An 18616-nucleotide genomic window follows, 5' to 3' on the forward strand; every position below is an offset into this window, starting at 1 on the left:
TAGCAAATATCATATTTATGTTAGAATAAAAAGTACGACTGTGCTTTTTATTTTTTTGCATATAAAAGGAAGATATAAATAATGATTAATAAAATTGAAATAGAAAAAAACTTACCAGAAATTAATATTAAATTTAATGAAAAATTAAGTAACTACACATTCACTAAAGTTGGAGGGTCAGCTGATGTTTTGGCTTTTCCTAAAAATGAAGATGAACTACAAAAAATAGTGAAATTTGCTAACCAAATTGATGAACCATTCCTTGTTTTGGGAAATGCAAGTAATCTTATTATCAGAGATGGTGGTGTTAGAGGTTTTGTAATTTTACTTGAAGAGATGAATTCTATCGAAGTAGATGGATATTCGATTGAAGCAAGTGCAGGAGCAATTTTAAAAGATGTAACCTATGTTGCTCTTGAAAACTCTTTAACGGGATTTGAATTTGCTTGTGGGATTCCTGGAAGTATCGGTGGAGCTGTTTATATGAATGCTGGTGCCTACGGTGGTGAAATTGCAAACATTTTAAGTTCATGTAAAGTAATGACTCATGCTGGAGAAATTTTAACAATAGAAGCTGAAGATATGAAGTTTGGCTACCGTCATACTGTTCTTCAAGACCAAGATTATATTTGTTTATCAGCAAAGTTTGATTTATCTGCTGGAGATTACAAGGAAATTAAATCTGAAATGGAACGCTTAACTCATCTTAGAGAACTTAAACAACCTCTAGAATATCCTTCATGTGGTTCTGTATTTAAGCGACCAGAAGGACACTTTGCTGGTAAATTAATTCAAGATGCTGGAGTTCAAGGTCATCGTATTGGTGGAGTTGAAGTAAGTAATAAACATGCTGGTTTTATGGTAAATGTTGATAGTGGAACTGCAAGTGACTACGTAAATTTAATTGCCTATGTTCAAGAAAAAGTATTTGAATCAAGTGGTATTCACCTTGAAACAGAAGTTAAAATTTTAGGTGATGATATAAAATTATAAAAATAAATCTCATTTCCATGTGATTTGATAGAAAGAAAGTAAATTGACAAATAATATTATTGAATTTAAACATGTCAGCAAAGTATTTGAAGACACTGGCACTGTGGTTTTAAAAGATATAAATTTTGAACTGGAAGAGGGTAAGTTTTATACTCTTCTTGGTGCATCAGGTAGTGGGAAATCGACGATTTTAAACTTAATTGCTGGATTTTTAGATGCTACAACAGGTGATATAATTCTTGATGGTCAACGCATAAATGATGTACCGACCAATAAACGTGATGTGCACACTGTCTTTCAATCATATGCGCTTTTTCCAGATAAAAATGTTTTTGACAATGTTGCTTTTCCTTTGAAGATTAGAAAAGTTAGTAAGGAAGAAACGGAAGAACGGGTTATGGAAGCTTTGAAGATGGTACGTTTAACGGGATTTGAAAATCGACGTATTCAGAAGCTTTCTGGTGGACAAAGGCAACGTGTAGCGATTGCGCGTGCCATTGTAAACCAACCTCGTGTAGTCCTTTTGGATGAACCACTTTCTGCATTAGACTTAAAACTTAGAACAGAGATGCAATATGAACTTCGTGCCTTGCAACAAAGACTTGGAATAACTTTTATTTTCGTAACGCATGATCAAGAGGAAGCTCTGGCAATGAGTGACTGGATTTTTGTTATGAATGAGGGAGAAATCGTTCAATCTGGTACTCCAGTTGATATTTATGATGAACCAATCAACCACTTTGTAGCAACATTTATTGGAGAAAGTAATATTGTCCATGGCCGTATGATAGATGACTATCTTGTTGAATTTAATGGGAAGAAATTTGAAGCAGTAGATGGTGGTATGAAAAAAAATGAACCGGTTGAGGTTGTAATACGTCCAGAGGACTTACAACTTACTCTTCCAGATGAAGGTAAGTTCAATGTTCGTGTGACTACACAGGTCTTCCGTGGAGTTCATTATGAAATTCTTGCAGATGATGAGCTTAATAATGAGTGGATGATTCATTCAACACGTAAAGCAATTGTTGGCGAGACAATAGGTCTAGATTTCGAACCAGAAGACATCCATATCATGCGTTTCAACGAAACAGAAGAAGAATTTGATGCTCGTATTGAAGAATATGTTGAAGAAGATGAGTTGGAAGAAGGAATTGCAATCGGTCTAGAAGAGGAGGAAGAAAATGAGCAGAATGCGTAGATTTTTCGCCATTCCTTATATGATGTGGATTGTCCTCTTCGTAGTTGCTCCTTTACTTCTTCTTGTCTATCAATCATTCTTTGATATATCTGGTAATCTGACACTTGATAACTATAAGACATATTTTACAAGTGTAACCTATCTAAAGATGACAGCCAATTCCGTTTTATACGCTGGAATTATAACAATTGCGACTCTAATAATCTCATATCCGACAGCCTATATTTTGGCGCAGCTTAAAAATAAACAATTATGGTTGATGCTGATTATTTTACCAACCTGGGTAAATTTATTGCTTAAAGCATATGCTTTTATAGGGATCTTTGGTAAGTATGGTTCAGTAAATTCATTCTTACAGTTTGTAGGGATTGGTGCTAAGCAAATTCTCTTTACTGATTTCTCATTCATTTTTGTTGCAGCATATATTGAAATTCCATTTATGATTCTACCAATTTTTAATTCTTTGGAAGAAATAGACCGAAATTTAATAGATGCTTCCTATGATTTGGGTGCAACAAAGTTTCAAACTTTTATGCAAGTTATTTTACCTTTATCAGCAAATGGGATAAAGGCAGGATTTCAAGCAGTATTCATTCCAAGTTTGAGTCTCTTTATGTTAACTAGGTTAATTGGAGGAAATAGGGTAATTACTTTAGATACTGCAATTGAACAAAACTTCTTAGTTACACAAAACTGGGGAATGGGTGCAACAATTGGTATGGTCCTAATAATTACAATGCTTGCTATCATGTTCCTAACAAGAGATAAGGAGGCAAAAGAATAATATGAAAAATTTTTCTAAAATTTATTTAATTTTTGTTTTCTTAGTTCTATATATTCCAATATTTTATTTGATTTTCTATTCATTTAATGTAGGTGGAAATATGAACTCCTTTACAGGATTTACCCTTCAGCATTATCGTGATTTATTTTCTGATACTAGGTTGATAATAATTGTTTTACAAACATTCTTTTTAGCGTTTTTATCGGCAACTCTTTCTACAATAATTGGAGTTTTCGGAGCCTTATATATTGATAGTCTTAATAGAAAAAAACAAAATACTCTTCTAGGTCTTAATAATATCTTGATGGTGTCTCCTGATGTTATGATTGGTGCCAGTTTCTTGATTTTATTTACAATGATTGGGTTTAAACTTAGTTTTGTTTCAGTTCTTCTTAGTCATATTGCATTTTCAATTCCAATTGTTGTGTTAATGGTGCTACCAAGTCTAAAAGAGATGGATAATTCACTTGTTGAGGCAGCTTATGATTTGGGAGCAACACCATTTCAAGCATTGACTGAAGTAACTTTACCCTATCTGACTTCAAGTATTATTGCAGGATTCTTCATGGCATTTACATACTCACTTGATGATTTTGCAGTTACCTTCTTTATTACTGGTAATGGATTTACAACTCTATCAGTAGAAATATACTCACGTGCTCGCCAAGGTATAAGCCTTGAGATTAACGCATTAAGTACCCTTGTTTTTCTATTTTCTGTTATACTTGTGATAGGATATTACTTCATAAGTAAGGAGAAAAAGGATGCGTGATGTCACACCTAGGAGATCATCATTTAATAATAGACCTCCTAATAATCAAAGAAAAACTACAAATATAATAATTTTAATTGCATTAGCCATTTTTGGAATTCTTATCTTTGGAGCAATTGGATATATGGGTTCACCCAATTCAGGATCTTCTTCATCGCAAGTTTCATCCAAAGCTTCAAAAAAAGATTCAGGTATTAAAAAGGTAGTTTGGCAGGATAATACTTATGTTTATGATCAAGCAAATATGCTAAATGATCAAACTAAGCAAACAGTTAATAACCAGTCAAGAACACTTGATAAAAATATTGGTGATCAGATAATTGTGGTTACTGTACCTAGTTTAAATGGTATGGCAATTGAAGAGTATGCAAATCAACTATTCCGTAAATCTGGTTTTGGACAAAAAGGTGAAAGTAAGGCTTTACTATTGCTTATAGCCAAAGAAGAGAATAGAGTTCGAGTTGAAGTCGGTGATGGACTTGAAGGCCAAATAAACGACGGTAAAGCTGGAAGAATTCTTGATCAGTATTTTGTTCCATATCGAGAAAAAGGAGATTATGATACTGCTGTTGTAAAAACAGTAGATGCTCTGTCTCGTGATCTCAATGGCGAAACAGTTATACCAGATGATGATAGACAATCAAATACAAATAAAGATGATGAAGGTAGTATTACCGACTGGATAATTCTTATAATTACGATAATTGTCATAATTTATCTTTTTGGTGGCGGTGGTTCATCAGGACGAGGCGGAAGAGGTGGATATTGGTTTACCGGTGGTAGTGGCTTCGGTGGAGGATTCGGCGGCTCAAGTGGTGGCGGCGGTTTCTCAGGTGGCGGCTTCGGTGGAGGTTCATCAAGTGGTGGTGGAGCTTCAAGATAGCTACTTTCTATAAGCAAAAAACTAAAATAATTAATTTAAAAGGAGAAAAAAGATGAAATCAAAAGGACTTATTGGTATTTTAGCAGTACTTGCTTTACTTGTTATCGGATTCTTTACAATGAGTAACTCAATTGTACGTTCAGGTAATGAAGTAGATGCAAAATATGCTGACCTTGATACTCAATTACAAAGACGTAATGACTTAATTCCTAATCTTGTTGAAGTAACAAAAGGTTATGCTAAACATGAAGAAAAGATTTATACTGATATCGCAAATGCAAGAGCTAGTATGTTAAGTGCAAAAGAATCTGGAAATGTTGATGATTTATCTAAAGCTAATGATCAAATGACCGGAGCCTTAGGACGTTTACTTGCAATACAAGAAAATTACCCAGATCTTAAAGCAAATCAAAACTTTATTCAATTGTCAGATGAGTTAGCTGGAACTGAGAATCGTATAGCTGTTGCTAGAAAAGACTATAATGGTGCAGTTAAAGATTACAACAACACAATTTCTGTCTTCCCAACTAGCATTGTTGCTAGTATGCGTGGTGCTCATAAGAAGGAAATGTTTAAAGCATCTGAATCTGCTAAAGAAGCTCCAAAAGTTGATTTTAATACTGATTCAAATAGTACCGACGGTTCAAAATAATCATGAAGAAGCTTTTATCCTTCTTTGGTGGAATTATCATAATAATGATAGTATTGATAATTTGTTCATCAAGTTTACAAAGAAAAAGTGGTGGCAAAACGGCAGCCAATACTTTGACAATATATAATTGGGGTGATTACATTGATCCAGAATTGTTAAAGGATTTTGAAACAAAAACAGGTTACAAAGTTAACTATGAAACATATGACAGTAATGAAGCAATGTACACAAAAATTCAGCAGGGTGGAACATCTTACGATATAGCCATCCCTAGTGAATATATGATTGAAAAGCTTATTTCTGAAAATTTGATTGAAAAACTTGATCATTCAAAAATTAAAGGTCTTAATAATATTGAACCTCAATTTTTAAACTTAGATTTCGATAAAAACAATCAATACTCTATTCCATATTTTTGGGGTACCCTTGGAATCGTATATAATGACAAGCTAGTTGAAAAAGTGCCATCTCATTGGAGTGATCTCTGGGATAAAAAATATGCTAACAATTTAATGTTAGTTGATGGTGCCCGTGAAGTAATTGGAATGGGCCTTAACACGCTTGGATATAGTCTTAATTCAACTGATATTAATCAAATTGATGAGGCTACAGTTCATTTGAAGGATCTCACTCCTAATGTTAAAGCGATAGTTGCTGATGAAATTAAACAATATATGATTTCTGATGAAGCAGCAGTAGCAATGACATTCTCAGGCGCTGCAGCTTCAATGCTAGAAGAAAATGATCATTTGCACTATGTAGTTCCAACTGAGGGAAGTAACTTATGGTTTGATAATATGGTAATGCCTAAGACAGTTGGTAATAAAAAGGCTGCCTATGAATTTATTAATTTTATGCTCGAACCTGAAAATGCTAAGAAAAATGCAGAGTATGTTGGTTATGCAACACCTAATGCAAAGGCAAAAGAACTTTTACCAGATGATGTCAAAAATGATAAACAATTTTATCCAGAAGCTGACACAATGAAGAACCTTGAGGTATATAAAGACCTAGGTAAAGAATGGTTAGGCATTTATAACGATAAATATCTACAATTTAAAATGTATAGGAAATAATATTTCCATTTGAAAAGCAGATTAATAGTCTGCTTTTTTTATATAATTTGTGATCATTTAATATTTATATAAGCTCCTGATATTTTTAAAAGTTTGAACTTTAATATTCATGATATAATAACTTTATGACTAGATATAAAGCAATAATTTCCTACGATGGCACTAACTTTTCGGGTTTTCAAATACAAACCAAACAAAATGTTAGAAGCATTCAAGGAGAATTAGAAAAAGTATTAAAAAAATTAAATTCAGGTAATCCTGTTGGTGTTCAAGGAAGTGGCAGAACTGATGCACGTGTTCATGCAATTGCCCAGGTAATTCATTTTGATTTACCTCAAAAAAGAGATGAGGAAAAATTACGATTTGCTCTTGATACACAAGGTCCTGATGATATAGCTGTTCTTGAAGTAGAAGAAGTTTCTGATGATTTTCATGTACGTTATAATAAACATGAAAAAACTTATGAATACTTACTTGATACTTCAAAGGCTCGTGATCCTTTTAAAAGAAATTATGCAGGGCATTTTCGTTATGACTTGAATCTAAGTAGAATGCAAGAGGCAGCAAAGTATTTGATTGGAGAGCATGATTTTACAGGTTTTACTGCAAGTGGAACTAGTGTTGAAAATAAAGTTAGGACAATAACTCAAGCAGATATTGAGCAAATTGATGAGAATACGATAAAGTTCACGTTTTCTGGCAATGGCTTTTTGTACAAACAGATTAGAAATATGGTAGGTACACTTTTGAAAATCGGGAACAATAGGATGCCAGTAGAGCAAGTTGAAAAAATAATAGCATCTAAAGACCGTAATCTAGCTGGCCCTACAGCAGTACCAGAAGGACTCTATCTAAAAGAAGTTAGATATGTGGATGAGGAAGTGAATGGTTACTAAAAAGATTTTAACAATTGGTGGTAGTGATATATTAAGTGGTGGTGGGATTCAGGCGGACCTTGCAACTTACGCTCACTATAATCTATATGCTTTCATGGCTTTGACCAGCATTGTAACAGTAAAAGAAGATAATTTTTTCGTCAATCCAGTAGATACAAAAATTTTAAAAGATCAGTTGGATAGTCTTGAAAATATAGAAGTTTCGGCTATTAAAATAGGCTTGCTTCCGAACAAGCAAATTCTTGATTTGACGGCTGACTTTTTGAAAAATAAAAATGCACCGATTATCCTTGATCCCGTTATTGTCTTCAAGGAAAATAACGACTATGAAGTTTCGGAAATACGCGATCTGTTCATAGAAAAATTACTATCACAAGCCACAGTCATCACACCAAATATAATTGAAGCAGAAATTTTATCAAATCACAAAATAAAAAATATGAGTGATATGAAAGAAGTCGCAAAAATATTGTATTCATTTGGTCCAAAAAATATTGTTATAAAAGGTGGTAACAGACTGGAGCAAGATAAGGCAATTGATTTATTTTACGATGGTGAAGAATTTAAAATTCTTGAAAAAGCTATTCTTAGAAAGAATAACTATGGGGCAGGTTGTACTTTTGCTTCAAGCATAGCTTCTAATTTAGCAAAAGGAGTGGATGTTTATGACTCTGTCAGAAATGCAAAAGAATTTGTTTTTCAAGCAATAAAAAATTCAAATGAATACGGAGTAGTACAAAATTATGAATGTTAAAAAGTTAACCTTTCTTTCAATTTATACAGCACTTTTAGTAGTTTTTGCATATTTTTTAAAGATCCCAACACCTACTGGAGTTGTAACAATGCTTGATGCTGGTATATTTCTTGCTGCATTGAACTTTTCAAATCCTATCTATGTTGCTGGAGTGGCAGGTGGTTCAGCATTTATTTTTGATTTATTATCTGGTTACCCACAGTGGATGTTCTTCTCACTTATTATCCATGGATTACAAGGATACCTTGCATATAAAAAACCAACTTGGCTAGGATTTTCTCTTGCAACCATCGTGATGGTTGTTGGATATTTCATAGTTACCTTTTTCATGTATGGAATGGCTGGAGCAATTGAGGGAATAGTTCCTAATCTTCTTCAAAATATTGTAGGGATTGTGGTTGCATTATTAATTAATAAATTGATGGAAGGGTTGAAATTAAAATGGATTTAAAAGAAATTGAAAAGCAAACTCGAATTGACATAATTGACGTTATTGAAAAATCAAACATTAAGTCAGGACAAATTTTTGTCTTGGGTCTGAGTTCAAGTGAAGTAAATGGTGGTGTAATTGGTAAAAATTCAAGTGCTGAAATCGGTCAAGTAATAGTTGGAACAATTTATGATGAACTTACAAAGCGTAATATTTTCCTAGCTGTTCAAGCATGTGAACACTTAAATCGTGCACTATTAGTAGAGAGAGAAGTTGCTGAAAAATTTAATCTTGAAGAGGTTTCTGTAATACCCGCTCTCCATGCGGGAGGAAGTGGGCAAGTTGCCGCTTTGAAACTATTTAATGATCCAGTCGAAGTGGAGCATATTAAAGCATTCGCAGGAATTGATATTGGTGATACTTCAATAGGGATGCATGTTAAGCACGTGCAAATACCCTTAAGACCAGTTCTTAAGGAAATTGGAGCAGCACATGTTACAGCTCTTACCAGTCGACCAAAGCTTATAGGTGGTGAAAGGGCACAATACTAGAAATTATGAATAAGAAGATAAAAATTTCTGATACATTATTTTTACAATCATATGACTATGTAAGGAAAGAATCGCTGGTATGGTATTCTGATTTAGAGATTCAATGGTTGGTTAATGGAACTAGTATTCCTTTCAATTATTCTGATATTGAAAGAATGTATGAATGGCAAAATGAGCACGGTGAGTTATTTTATATTGAGTATCTTGAAAAAAATATATTTCAAACTATTGGTGATGTTTGTTTTAGCGACAAAGACTTTGCCATTGTTATTGATAAAAGATTTCAAGGAAGAGGAGTTGGCAAGAAGGTAGTAAAATATTTTGAAAATAAATTAAATAAAAATAAATCCTTTCGTGTTAAATCAGTCTATAAATATAATAAAGGCTCTCAAAGACTCTTTGAAAGCCTTGGTTTTGAAAAAATTGATAATGGTGATTACTATTCATATAAAAAATAAAAAGAAAGTTAAATATTCAGCAATTTGAATATTTAACTTCCTTTTTTCAATTTAAATTTATCTTCTATTATTTCCATCTGTAAAGTAACTTACAAGTATAATAACTATTACTGCACCAATTATTGAAGGTATGATGGCCATACCTGCTAAATGAGGTCCAAAGTTACTAAATAATCTTTCACCAATAAATGAACCAGCAAGACCAGCGAAAATTTTATAAATAAGTCCCATTGAATCTGAGCGTTTTGCTATTTTACCAGCAAAGAAGCCAATAAAGCCCCCTACTATTAATGTCCAAAGCATGATAATCTTCCTTTCAACCTATAATCTTTATATAATAATGATAGTATTTTTTTTAACATTTAACAATAACAAAGATATCATACTTATGACTGAATTTTGTTAATTTAATTCTTGTGAATTACTATACTTATGCCTAAGTGTTGATTTTTTTTCAAATTTAAGGTATTATAATTTTCGGGCACTTCGAAAGAAGTCAGACAGTTGCACCCTAGGGGTGCATTTTTTATTTTTATTCATAATTTTTATGGAAAATATTTTGTAAAAATATGAAAAGTTCATCCCCTTATTTATATATTCAAAGAAAGAGGAAATTAATGACAAAGTATATTTTCGTCACTGGTGGTGTAGTTTCATCAATTGGTAAAGGTATTGTAGCAGCGAGTCTTGGACGTTTGTTGAAGAATCGTGGTTTAAAGGTGACAATTCAAAAATTTGATCCTTATATCAATATTGACCCAGGTACAATGAGCCCATACCAACATGGTGAAGTTTATGTAACTGATGATGGAGCTGAAACTGACTTAGACCTTGGCCACTATGAACGTTTCATCGACATTAATCTAAACAAATACTCAAACGTTACTACTGGTAAAATTTATTCAGAAGTTTTACGTAAGGAACGTAAAGGGGAGTATTTAGGGGCAACAGTTCAAGTAATTCCACATATCACAGATGCACTTAAAGAAAAAATTAAACGTGCAGCGACTACAACTGATAGTGATGTTATCATTACTGAAGTTGGTGGTACTGTCGGTGATATTGAATCTCTTCCATTTTTAGAAGCACTTCGCCAAATGAAGGCTGATGTTGGTCGTGATAATGTTATGTACATTCATACAACTTTACTTCCATATCTAAAAGCTGCTGGTGAGATGAAAACTAAGCCAACTCAACACTCTGTTAAAGAGCTTCGTGGTTTAGGTATTCAACCTGATATGCTAGTTATTCGTACTGAAGAACCAGTTGAACAAGGCATTAAAAATAAATTAGCTCAATTCTGTGACGTTGCTCCAGAAGCAGTAATCGAATCAATGGACGTTGAGCACTTATATCAAATTCCATTAAACCTGCAAGCACAAAACATGGATCAAATCGTAGTTGATCACTTGAAACTTGATGTTCCAAAAGCAGATATGACTGACTGGACTAACATGGTTGACCATGTTATGAATCTTAAGAAGACTACAAAAATTGCTCTTGTTGGTAAATATGTAGAACTTCCTGATGCCTATCTATCAGTTGTTGAAGCATTGAAACATGCTGGTTATTCAAATGATACTGCTATTGATCTTGATTGGGTCAATGCAAATGATTTGACTAAGGAAAATGCACAAACATTACTTGGAGATGCTGATGGTATCATCGTTCCTGGTGGATTTGGAAGCCGTGGAACAGAAGGTAAGTTGGTTGCTATTGAATATGCTCGTGTAAATGATGTACCAATGTTAGGAATCTGTCTTGGTATGCAACTTACATGTGTGGAATTTGCTCGTAATGTTTTAGGACTTGAAGGAGCAAACTCTGCTGAATTAGATCCTGAAACTAATTATCCAATCATTGACTTGATGCGTGATCAAGTTGATGTTGAAGATATGGGTGGAACACTCCGTTTGGGACTTTATCCTGCTAAATTAAAAGCTAATAGTGTTACTGCAAAAGCTTATAATAATCAAGAAGTGGTTCAACGTCGTCACCGTCACCGTTATGAATTTAATAATAAGTTCCGTGAACAGTTTGAAGATGCAGGCTTTGTATTCTCAGGAGTTTCTCCAGACAACCGTTTGGTTGAAGTTGTGGAGTTATCTGACAAAAAATTCTTTGTAGCTTGTCAATATCATCCAGAACTTTCAAGTCGTCCAAATCGTTCAGAAGAACTTTATACGGCTTTTATTACTGCATCAGTGGAAAATGCTGAATCAAAATAAAAAATTTAACTCTATCAATTAAATTTTGATAGGGTTTTTTATATAGAAATATATTTTTATGAAAAGTGCACAGAAAGAGAAATAATTGTATGGAGATATTTTTTTATTAATGATATATTATAACGGTAAACGTTTACATAAATGATTTTAAAATTTACTGGTTAAATCTAAAAGTAGACCGTTTAAATTTTGTAAGGCAGAATAGAAAATTATTTTATAGGGAGAGTAAAATGAAATTCAAAAGATTGGTTGTACTTGCATTAGCAATAACTACAATTGCTAGTCTATCTGCATGTAGTGGAAAGAAGTCAAGTAGTAGTGATATTGTTACTGAGATTAAAGATAATACTACAGTTACTTTTTGGCATGCCATGAATGGTGAACAAGAGAAGGCGCTCACTAAAATTACGGAGGACTTTCAAAAGGAAAATCCAAAGATAAAGATTAAACTTCAAAATCAACAAGAATATAAGGATTTACAAGCAAAACTTAATTCAACAATGCAAACTCCTAAAAACTTACCGACGATCACACAAGGGCATCCTGGATGGTTTTATGATGCAGCAAAAAGTGGACAAATGGAGGATTTAACGCCTTATATTGAGAATGATAAGATTGGTTGGGGAGATCAGGAAAAAATAAGACAACCATTCTTAGATGGTGCAAAGATTGAAGATGTTCAGTACGGAATTCCCTTTAATAAGTCAACTGAGGCACTTTTCTATAATGAAGATATGTTTAAAGAGTATGGGGTAGAGGTTCCTAAAACTTTAGATGAACTTAAGGAAGTATCTAAGGCCATCTATCAAAAATCCAATGGTCAAGTAGTTGGTGCTGGCTTTGATGCTTTAGATATTTACTATTTCCTTGGAATGGAAAATAAGGGTATAGAGGTAAATAAAGATGTTCCATTTAATAGTAAAGAATCAAGAGAAGTAGTAAATTATTATGCTGATGGAGTGAAGGATGGCTATTTTCAGACAGCAGGGTCAGATAAGTATGTTTCAGTCCCATTTGGAAATAAAAAGGTTGCTATGTTCATAGGTAGCATTTCAGCAGAACCTTTTGTTGCCAAAAATGCAACAGCAGCTGGATATAAATATGGTATGGCCGTTCGTCCAGAAAATAAGAATATTCAACGTGGTACTGATATATATATGTTCAAAAATGCTAGTGGTTCCGAGAAAACGGCAGCATTTGAATATATGAAATATCTATCATCATCTAAGGTTCAATTGTATTGGGCACAAAAAAGTGGGTATATGCCAGTTGTTGAATCTGTACTCGAAAATAAAGAATATCTAGATTCTAAGAATACTCAAATTCCAGGTATATTATCTGAGTCTACAAAAGACTTGGTTTATTTCCCTGTTACTGAAAATTCAAATGCAGCACTTAATAATGAGGTGAAGTCTATAATGGAAAACATTCTTTCTAATCCTAAAGGGGATAGGGAAAAAATGATTCAAGATGGAACTAAACAACTCCAAGCCGCATGGAATCAATAAATATAGTAACTTAAAAATAGACTAATGCATCGTTGTGATTTATACTTATAAGTATTCTTATTCAAGTATAACCGACAAATGTTGAAGGGTATTTCTATTTTAATCAACTATAATGTAGAAAAAGAAGGTAGCGCAAGTCTACCTTCTTTTAGTTTATTATTTCACCTGGATTGCCACTTGCTATTTTTTCCCTAATTGATTGGACAAACTCAGTAGGGAATTCTTCCCATTCAGTGACTTCTCCAACAACTTTTAATGGTTCTTGACTCCTATATGATTTTGTAGGGTTTCCGGGAAACTTTTTATCAGTAACATTTGGATCATCCTCAAATTGACCGGTTGGCTCAACGATATAGACTCTAGGCTTTCCTTCACCTTGAGCAATATCAGCAGCAAGTCCTGCCCCCTTTGCTATCGCAGTAAAATATATGTGATTCATGACAACCTTGTCATCGTAATTTGATTTGAAACCAGCTGTTAATAAGTCACCAATTTGTAAATCTGCTTTTGTTCCATGATAGTATGGCCCTTTAATATTCAATATATTTCTCCTTTTTTTATATTGTAGGGGAAGAAAAAATCCACTAATCAAGTGGATTATTTAGCTTCTGCTTTAGGTTTTATAACATTTCCAAGGAAATATACAAATACTGCCATGTAAATTGAAATACCTGCAGCAATAAAATAATTATCTGGAGTTCCTTGTAGGGCACTTAGGATATAACCTAAAATCTGTCCCAAAATCATTGACCAAAAAAGTACTGTAAAAAATTTCATAATCGTCTCTTTTCTATAAATAAAACATTAGAAATACTGGAAAAGACTTTCAGCATTTTTCCTCAAAATCAGTATAATACTAACATAATGACTTATCAGTGTCAAACTTTATAATATGAATAAAATTTAATCAAAAATAGCTTTTAAATTAAATATATAAGTAAGTAAAACTACAGCTTTAGCAAGCTGTAGATATGATAGTAGCTCTCTTTTATTCTTTCTCTTTTTTTACCCTAATGCTAGCTCCTTATGAAAGAGCTTCCCTCCCATGAAATAATAAGTTAGAGCTATATTATAATGCAATAAAATAACAAAAAGGTCAAGAGTAAAGTTTGTGTAATCACTTTCTTTTGTATAAATCAGTCTATATAAAGGATGTTCTTGTTGATTCAAATGACTTATCTATGCTTAAATGGTAAAATATAACATAAAGAATTCTATTGAAAAAGTGATAGTTAGTTAAGGAGTATTACCAGTGTTCACACCATTAAATGTTAAAACATATTATAGCTTTCTTTCGAGTACCATAAGTCTTGAGGGGTATATTTCTGTTGCTAAAAATATGGGATATAAAAATATTGGTATTATGGACCAGGCTAATCTTCATGCAGCTTATTCCTTTATCAAATTAGCGAATAAGTCAGATCTCAATCCAATAATTGGACTTGAAGCAAGTTTGCTTTTGGATGGGGTACCAGCAACAGTTCACTTTATTGCAAAAAATACAGCAGGATATAAGAATTTACTCAAAATTTCAACAAAATATAATTATGGACATAGGAACATTGAGGATTTTCTTAATCATATGGATAATATAGCGATTGCTCTTCCTCAAGGATTTAGGATACACAATGACAAAAAAGGACTAGATATTTATACAGGGGTTGATTTAGATAGTAATTCTAATATGAAGTCGGACTACCCAATATTGCCTTTACCTGCTATCAGATATCTAAATAAGACAGATTCTGAAACTTTATACGTATTGCAAGCAGTACGTGACGGTTCGAAACTAGATGAGAGTTTGGTCTATGATAGTCGTGAGTACCTCCAGTCACCAGAGTCATTTGCATCGTATTTTGATGGAAGATTTCCTGGGAGTGTTAAGAATCTTGAAAATTTAGTATCTAATATTAAATACGATTTAGAAGAGAACTTATCTCTTCCAGTTTTCAATAAAAAAATTCCAGCAGTTGAAGAGCTCCGTGATCTAGCATTTGCTGGTTTGGAAAAACAAATTAGCAATTTAGATGAGATTTATGAAACGCGTCTAAATCATGAATTGTCAGTAATTCATGACATGGGATTTGATGACTACTTTTTAATTGTTGCTGATCTTTTAAGATATGCAAGAAGTGAAGATATTTATACTGGTATGGGAAGGGGCTCTGCAGCAGGTTCTTTGGTGGCTTATGCCCTTGAGATAACTCATGTCGATCCTGTTAAAAATAATTTACTTTTTGAACGTTTTTTAAATCCTGAACGTTACAGCATGCCCGATATTGATATTGATATTCCTAATGATAAAAGAGATGTGCTTTTAAACTACGTAAAAACTCGTTATGGCCAAAGCCACTCTGCTCAAATTTTGACTTATTCAACTTTTGGTATGAAGCAAAGCTTAAGGGATGTAGCTAAGGTATATGGAATGACTGATGTAGAAGCGACTAACCTTACAAAAATGATTCATGGAAGAACCAACCTTAAGGAAGAATATGCCAACAATAATCGTTTTAGATCTGAGATTCTTAAAGATTCTTTCTTAAAGCAAATTTATGAGACTGCAGTTAAAATTGAAGGTTTTCCACGTCAAACATCAATCCATGCTTCAGGAGTAGTACTTGCTGAAAATGAATTAACAAATTATACGCCACTGGCTCCTGGAGATAACTTAGCAATTACCCAATATGAAGCATATGCAATTGAAGATATTGGATTGCTTAAGATTGACTTTTTAGGATTAAGAAATCTTTCTTTGATTGAAAAGATGAAGCAGTTAGTATTGAAGAAATATGACAAGGAAATTGACTTTTTAGCTATTGACCTTGAAGACCAGAATGTATTAGAGATTTTTAGACAAGGCAATACAATGGGAATTTTTCAATTTGAAAATCCTCAGATGCTTAAAATGTTAAGAAGATTAAAACCTGACAAATTTGATGATATAGTTAATGCGACTTCAATTTTTAGACCAGGGCCATCTCAAAATATTGATTCTTTTATAAAGAGGCGTCATGGGCAAGAAGTTCCAGTTTATCCTGATGATTCTATTAAGGATATTTTAGAACCAACCTATGGAATAATGATTTATCAGGAGCAAATTATTCAGATTGCTAACCGATATGCTGGTTTTAGTTTAGGTAGAGCCGACTTACTCCGCCGTGCAATCTCAAAAAAGAATCTTAAGGAGATTGAAGCATTAAAACAGGAATTTGTGAGTGGTTCAGTTGCTAACGGTCATACTGAAAGCCAAGCAATATATATATATGAGTTGATTGAGAAATTTGCAAATTACGGTTTTAACAGATCACATGCCTATGCCTATGCAGCTCTTGCCTATCAACTAACTTTCTTTAAGGCTTACTATCCAGATGCTTTTTATGAAGCCCTTTTGACTGATGGGAAAAGAGAAATTTACTTGACAGATGCTCAAAAGAATGGCTTTGATTTTGCTAAGTTATCTATTAATTCAATGCCTTACCATGATAAAATTTCAGGAAATAAAATTAATCTAGGTTTGAGTCATGTCAAAGGATTGCCAAAAGACATGGCCCTACATATTATCAATGAAAGACCGTATAGTGATTTTTCGGACTTTATTAAAAAATTACCAGAAAACTTTCAAAAGCCAAATTATATTAATCCATTAATTGAGGTTGGTGCCTTTGAAATCTTTGATTCTAATCGAAGGAAATTGGTGGAGAATCTTCCAAAATTGATTGAATACAATCAAACAATTCAGCTTGATTTATTTGGTTTAAATTCCCTTAATTTTTCTTACCAAGATTTTGAGGATTATAGTCAAACTGAGAAATATAACAAAGAATTAGAACTTTTATCTGTTGCTCTTACTCCTCATCCTTTGACTGATATCACACTTTCATATACGGGAGAATATACATCAACAGATAAATTACAGGTAAATAAAAGGCAAACTATTTTAGTTGAGTTGATTCGAATTCGAGAACATAAGACTAAGACAGGTGAAAAAATGGCTTTCCTTACTGTTCAAGATACTCAAGGGACATTGGATATAACACTTTTTCCTGAAAGCTTCCGTCAATATCGTAATTTGCTCCAAGAGGGAGGAATTTACTTAATGATGGGTAAGGTATCTAGTCGTAATGATCGGCTGCAAATGGTAGCAGATAGGATTGTTTTAAGAGAGGATAATGGTGTAAAACTTTGGATTAATCTGGAAAACTCTTTAAACAATCAAAGAATTGCCAGTATTCTGCGAGATTTTCCAGGTTTTATACCTGTTATTTTGCACTTTCAAGACAGTGGTCAGACACGACAAATTGAGATTTCTGTTGAAGAAAACGGTTTATTATTAAGTAAGTTAGAGCCTTTTATCTTGAAAACGGTTTATAGATAATTTATTAACAATTTCTAAGACATAACAAGGAAATCGTGCTATAATATTAATGTTTAAAATATTGATGGAGGAAATGTATTAATGAAACGTATTGCTGTTTTAACCAGTGGTGGAGACGCACCTGGAATGAACGCTGCTATTCGTGCGGTTGTCCGTAAAGCTCTTCATGAAGACATGGAAGTTTTTGGAATTAACTACGGATACGCTGGTATGGTTGCTGGAGATATCTTCCCACTTACAGCTAAAGATGTATCTGATAAAGCATCTCAAGGCGGAACTTTCCTATATTCTGCCCGTTATCCAGAATTTAAAGAAAAAGAAGGTCAATTGGCTGGTATTGAGCAATTGAAGAAACATGGTATTGAAGGTGTTGTTGTTATTGGTGGGGATGGTTCTTACCATGGAGCAATGAGACTTACTGAACATGGTTTCCCAGCTGTTGGAGTTCCTGGAACTATTGATAATGATATTCCTGGTACTGATTATACAATTGGATTTGATACAGCTGTTAATACTGCAGTTGATGTAATTGATAAACTTCGTGATACATCTAAAAGTCACATTCGTACTTTCGTAATTGAGGTAATGGGTCGTGGTGCTGGAGATATTGCCTTAAACGCAGGTATTTCTGGTGGTGCTGATGAAATCATCATTCCTGAAGTAGACTTTGATTTCGATGAAATTGTTGGCCGTATTCAAGAAGGTTACAAGAGAGGTAAGAAACATAACCTTATTGTTGTAGCTGAAGGTGTTATGGGTGGAGAAGAATTCGCTCAAGAACTTAAAAAACATGGTGATGTAGGTGACTTACGTGTATCTATCTTAGGACATATGCAACGTGGTGGTGCACCAACTGCTCGTGACCGTGTTCTAGCTAGCCGTATGGGTGCATACGCTGTAGATTTACTTAAAGATAATAAGGGTGGTCTTGCAGTAGGTGTTGAAGGTGAAAAACTTGTAGCGCGTGATATTATTGATACATTAAAAAATCACAAGCATCAAACTGACTTAGATCTTTATAAACTTAGTCAAGAAATTTCATAATCATAAGAACT

19 protein-coding genes are annotated in these 18616 nt (G+C 33.3%); 16 read left to right on the forward strand and 3 right to left on the reverse strand.

Annotated features, from left to right (window positions below; translation table 11 throughout):
* The first annotated feature begins 84 nt into the window (after nucleotides 1–84).
* The 12 genes from murB (at nucleotide 85) to BG262_RS05940 (ending at nucleotide 9450) form a co-directional block, all read left to right on the forward strand.
* A complete protein-coding gene (murB, locus tag BG262_RS05885; RefSeq protein WP_173861961.1) occupies nucleotides 85–993 on the forward strand; it encodes a UDP-N-acetylmuramate dehydrogenase in 909 nt (302 codons plus the stop codon).
* A gap of 43 nt (nucleotides 994–1036) precedes the next feature.
* Nucleotides 1037–2194 carry an ABC transporter ATP-binding protein gene (locus BG262_RS05890; protein WP_070787945.1) on the forward strand — a complete coding sequence of 386 codons (1158 nt, stop codon included), beginning with the start codon at nucleotides 1037–1039 and terminating at the stop codon, nucleotides 2192–2194.
* Entirely contained in the window at nucleotides 2178–2978 is an 801-nt protein-coding gene (locus BG262_RS05895) for an ABC transporter permease (protein ID WP_070787946.1), read from the forward strand. Before BG262_RS05890 ends, BG262_RS05895 begins: the two co-directional genes overlap by 17 nt.
* 1 nt (nucleotide 2979) lies before the next feature.
* The gene (locus BG262_RS05900) at nucleotides 2980–3750 is read left to right on the forward strand and encodes an ABC transporter permease (protein ID WP_070787947.1); all 771 of its coding nucleotides are present in this window, start codon (nucleotides 2980–2982) and stop codon (nucleotides 3748–3750) included.
* A complete protein-coding gene (locus BG262_RS05905) occupies nucleotides 3743–4633 on the forward strand; it encodes a TPM domain-containing protein (protein ID WP_083312918.1) in 891 nt (296 codons plus the stop codon). Before BG262_RS05900 ends, BG262_RS05905 begins: the two co-directional genes overlap by 8 nt.
* Nucleotides 4634–4685: 52 nt before the next feature.
* Entirely contained in the window at nucleotides 4686–5285 is a 600-nt protein-coding gene (locus BG262_RS05910) for a LemA family protein (RefSeq protein WP_070787948.1), read from the forward strand.
* A 2-nt stretch (nucleotides 5286–5287) separates the two neighbouring features.
* Nucleotides 5288–6361, forward strand: a complete 1074-nt coding sequence (locus tag BG262_RS05915; RefSeq protein WP_070787949.1) for an ABC transporter substrate-binding protein — start codon at nucleotides 5288–5290, stop codon at nucleotides 6359–6361.
* Nucleotides 6362–6486: 125 nt separating this feature from the next.
* Nucleotides 6487–7257 carry a tRNA pseudouridine(38-40) synthase TruA gene (gene truA, locus BG262_RS05920; protein ID WP_070787950.1) on the forward strand — a complete coding sequence of 257 codons (771 nt, stop codon included), beginning with the start codon at nucleotides 6487–6489 and terminating at the stop codon, nucleotides 7255–7257.
* The gene (locus tag BG262_RS05925; protein ID WP_070787951.1) at nucleotides 7247–8011 is read left to right on the forward strand and encodes a bifunctional hydroxymethylpyrimidine kinase/phosphomethylpyrimidine kinase; all 765 of its coding nucleotides are present in this window, start codon (nucleotides 7247–7249) and stop codon (nucleotides 8009–8011) included. The genes truA and BG262_RS05925 overlap by 11 nt, the downstream gene beginning before the upstream one ends.
* Nucleotides 8001–8462: an ECF transporter S component gene (locus BG262_RS05930; protein ID WP_070787952.1), complete on the forward strand. Its 462-nt coding sequence runs from the start codon at nucleotides 8001–8003 to the stop codon at nucleotides 8460–8462. Before BG262_RS05925 ends, BG262_RS05930 begins: the two co-directional genes overlap by 11 nt.
* A complete protein-coding gene (locus tag BG262_RS05935) occupies nucleotides 8453–8992 on the forward strand; it encodes a TIGR01440 family protein (RefSeq protein ID WP_070787953.1) in 540 nt (179 codons plus the stop codon). Before BG262_RS05930 ends, BG262_RS05935 begins: the two co-directional genes overlap by 10 nt.
* 5 nt (nucleotides 8993–8997) lie before the next feature.
* Nucleotides 8998–9450, forward strand: coding sequence for a GNAT family N-acetyltransferase (locus BG262_RS05940; protein WP_070787954.1), 453 nt, complete (start codon nucleotides 8998–9000; stop codon nucleotides 9448–9450).
* Nucleotides 9451–9507: 57 nt separating this feature from the next.
* Here BG262_RS05940 and BG262_RS05945 read toward each other — a convergent pair whose 3' ends face one another.
* Nucleotides 9508–9753, reverse strand: coding sequence for a GlsB/YeaQ/YmgE family stress response membrane protein (locus tag BG262_RS05945; protein ID WP_070787955.1), 246 nt, complete (start codon nucleotides 9751–9753; stop codon nucleotides 9508–9510).
* A 314-nt stretch (nucleotides 9754–10067) separates the two neighbouring features.
* Here BG262_RS05945 and pyrG point away from each other — a divergent pair, with 314 nt between their 5' ends.
* Nucleotides 10068–11678, forward strand: coding sequence for a CTP synthase (gene pyrG, locus BG262_RS05950; RefSeq protein WP_070787956.1), 1611 nt, complete (start codon nucleotides 10068–10070; stop codon nucleotides 11676–11678).
* A 230-nt stretch (nucleotides 11679–11908) separates the two neighbouring features.
* Entirely contained in the window at nucleotides 11909–13186 is a 1278-nt protein-coding gene (locus tag BG262_RS05955; protein ID WP_070787957.1) for an extracellular solute-binding protein, read from the forward strand.
* Between the two features lie 148 nt (nucleotides 13187–13334).
* Here BG262_RS05955 and arr read toward each other — a convergent pair whose 3' ends face one another.
* Both arr and BG262_RS05965 read right to left on the reverse strand, forming a co-directional pair.
* Nucleotides 13335–13775 carry an NAD(+)--rifampin ADP-ribosyltransferase gene (arr, locus tag BG262_RS05960; RefSeq protein WP_070788088.1) on the reverse strand — a complete coding sequence of 147 codons (441 nt, stop codon included), beginning with the start codon at nucleotides 13773–13775 and terminating at the stop codon, nucleotides 13335–13337.
* Nucleotides 13776–13783: 8 nt separating this feature from the next.
* Nucleotides 13784–13963, reverse strand: a complete 180-nt coding sequence (locus tag BG262_RS05965; RefSeq protein ID WP_070787958.1) for a YjzD family protein — start codon at nucleotides 13961–13963, stop codon at nucleotides 13784–13786.
* 475 nt (nucleotides 13964–14438) lie between these two features.
* Between BG262_RS05965 and BG262_RS05970 the strand changes: the two genes are divergently transcribed.
* Both BG262_RS05970 and pfkA read left to right on the forward strand, forming a co-directional pair.
* The gene (locus BG262_RS05970; RefSeq protein WP_070787959.1) at nucleotides 14439–17561 is read left to right on the forward strand and encodes a DNA polymerase III subunit alpha; all 3123 of its coding nucleotides are present in this window, start codon (nucleotides 14439–14441) and stop codon (nucleotides 17559–17561) included.
* Between the two features lie 81 nt (nucleotides 17562–17642).
* A complete protein-coding gene (gene pfkA, locus BG262_RS05975) occupies nucleotides 17643–18605 on the forward strand; it encodes a 6-phosphofructokinase (RefSeq protein WP_070787960.1) in 963 nt (320 codons plus the stop codon).
* Nucleotides 18606–18616: the final 11 nt, after the last annotated feature.

This window comes from Floricoccus penangensis, from assembly GCF_001832885.1.
Taxonomy (GTDB): domain Bacteria; phylum Bacillota; class Bacilli; order Lactobacillales; family Streptococcaceae; genus Floricoccus; species Floricoccus penangensis.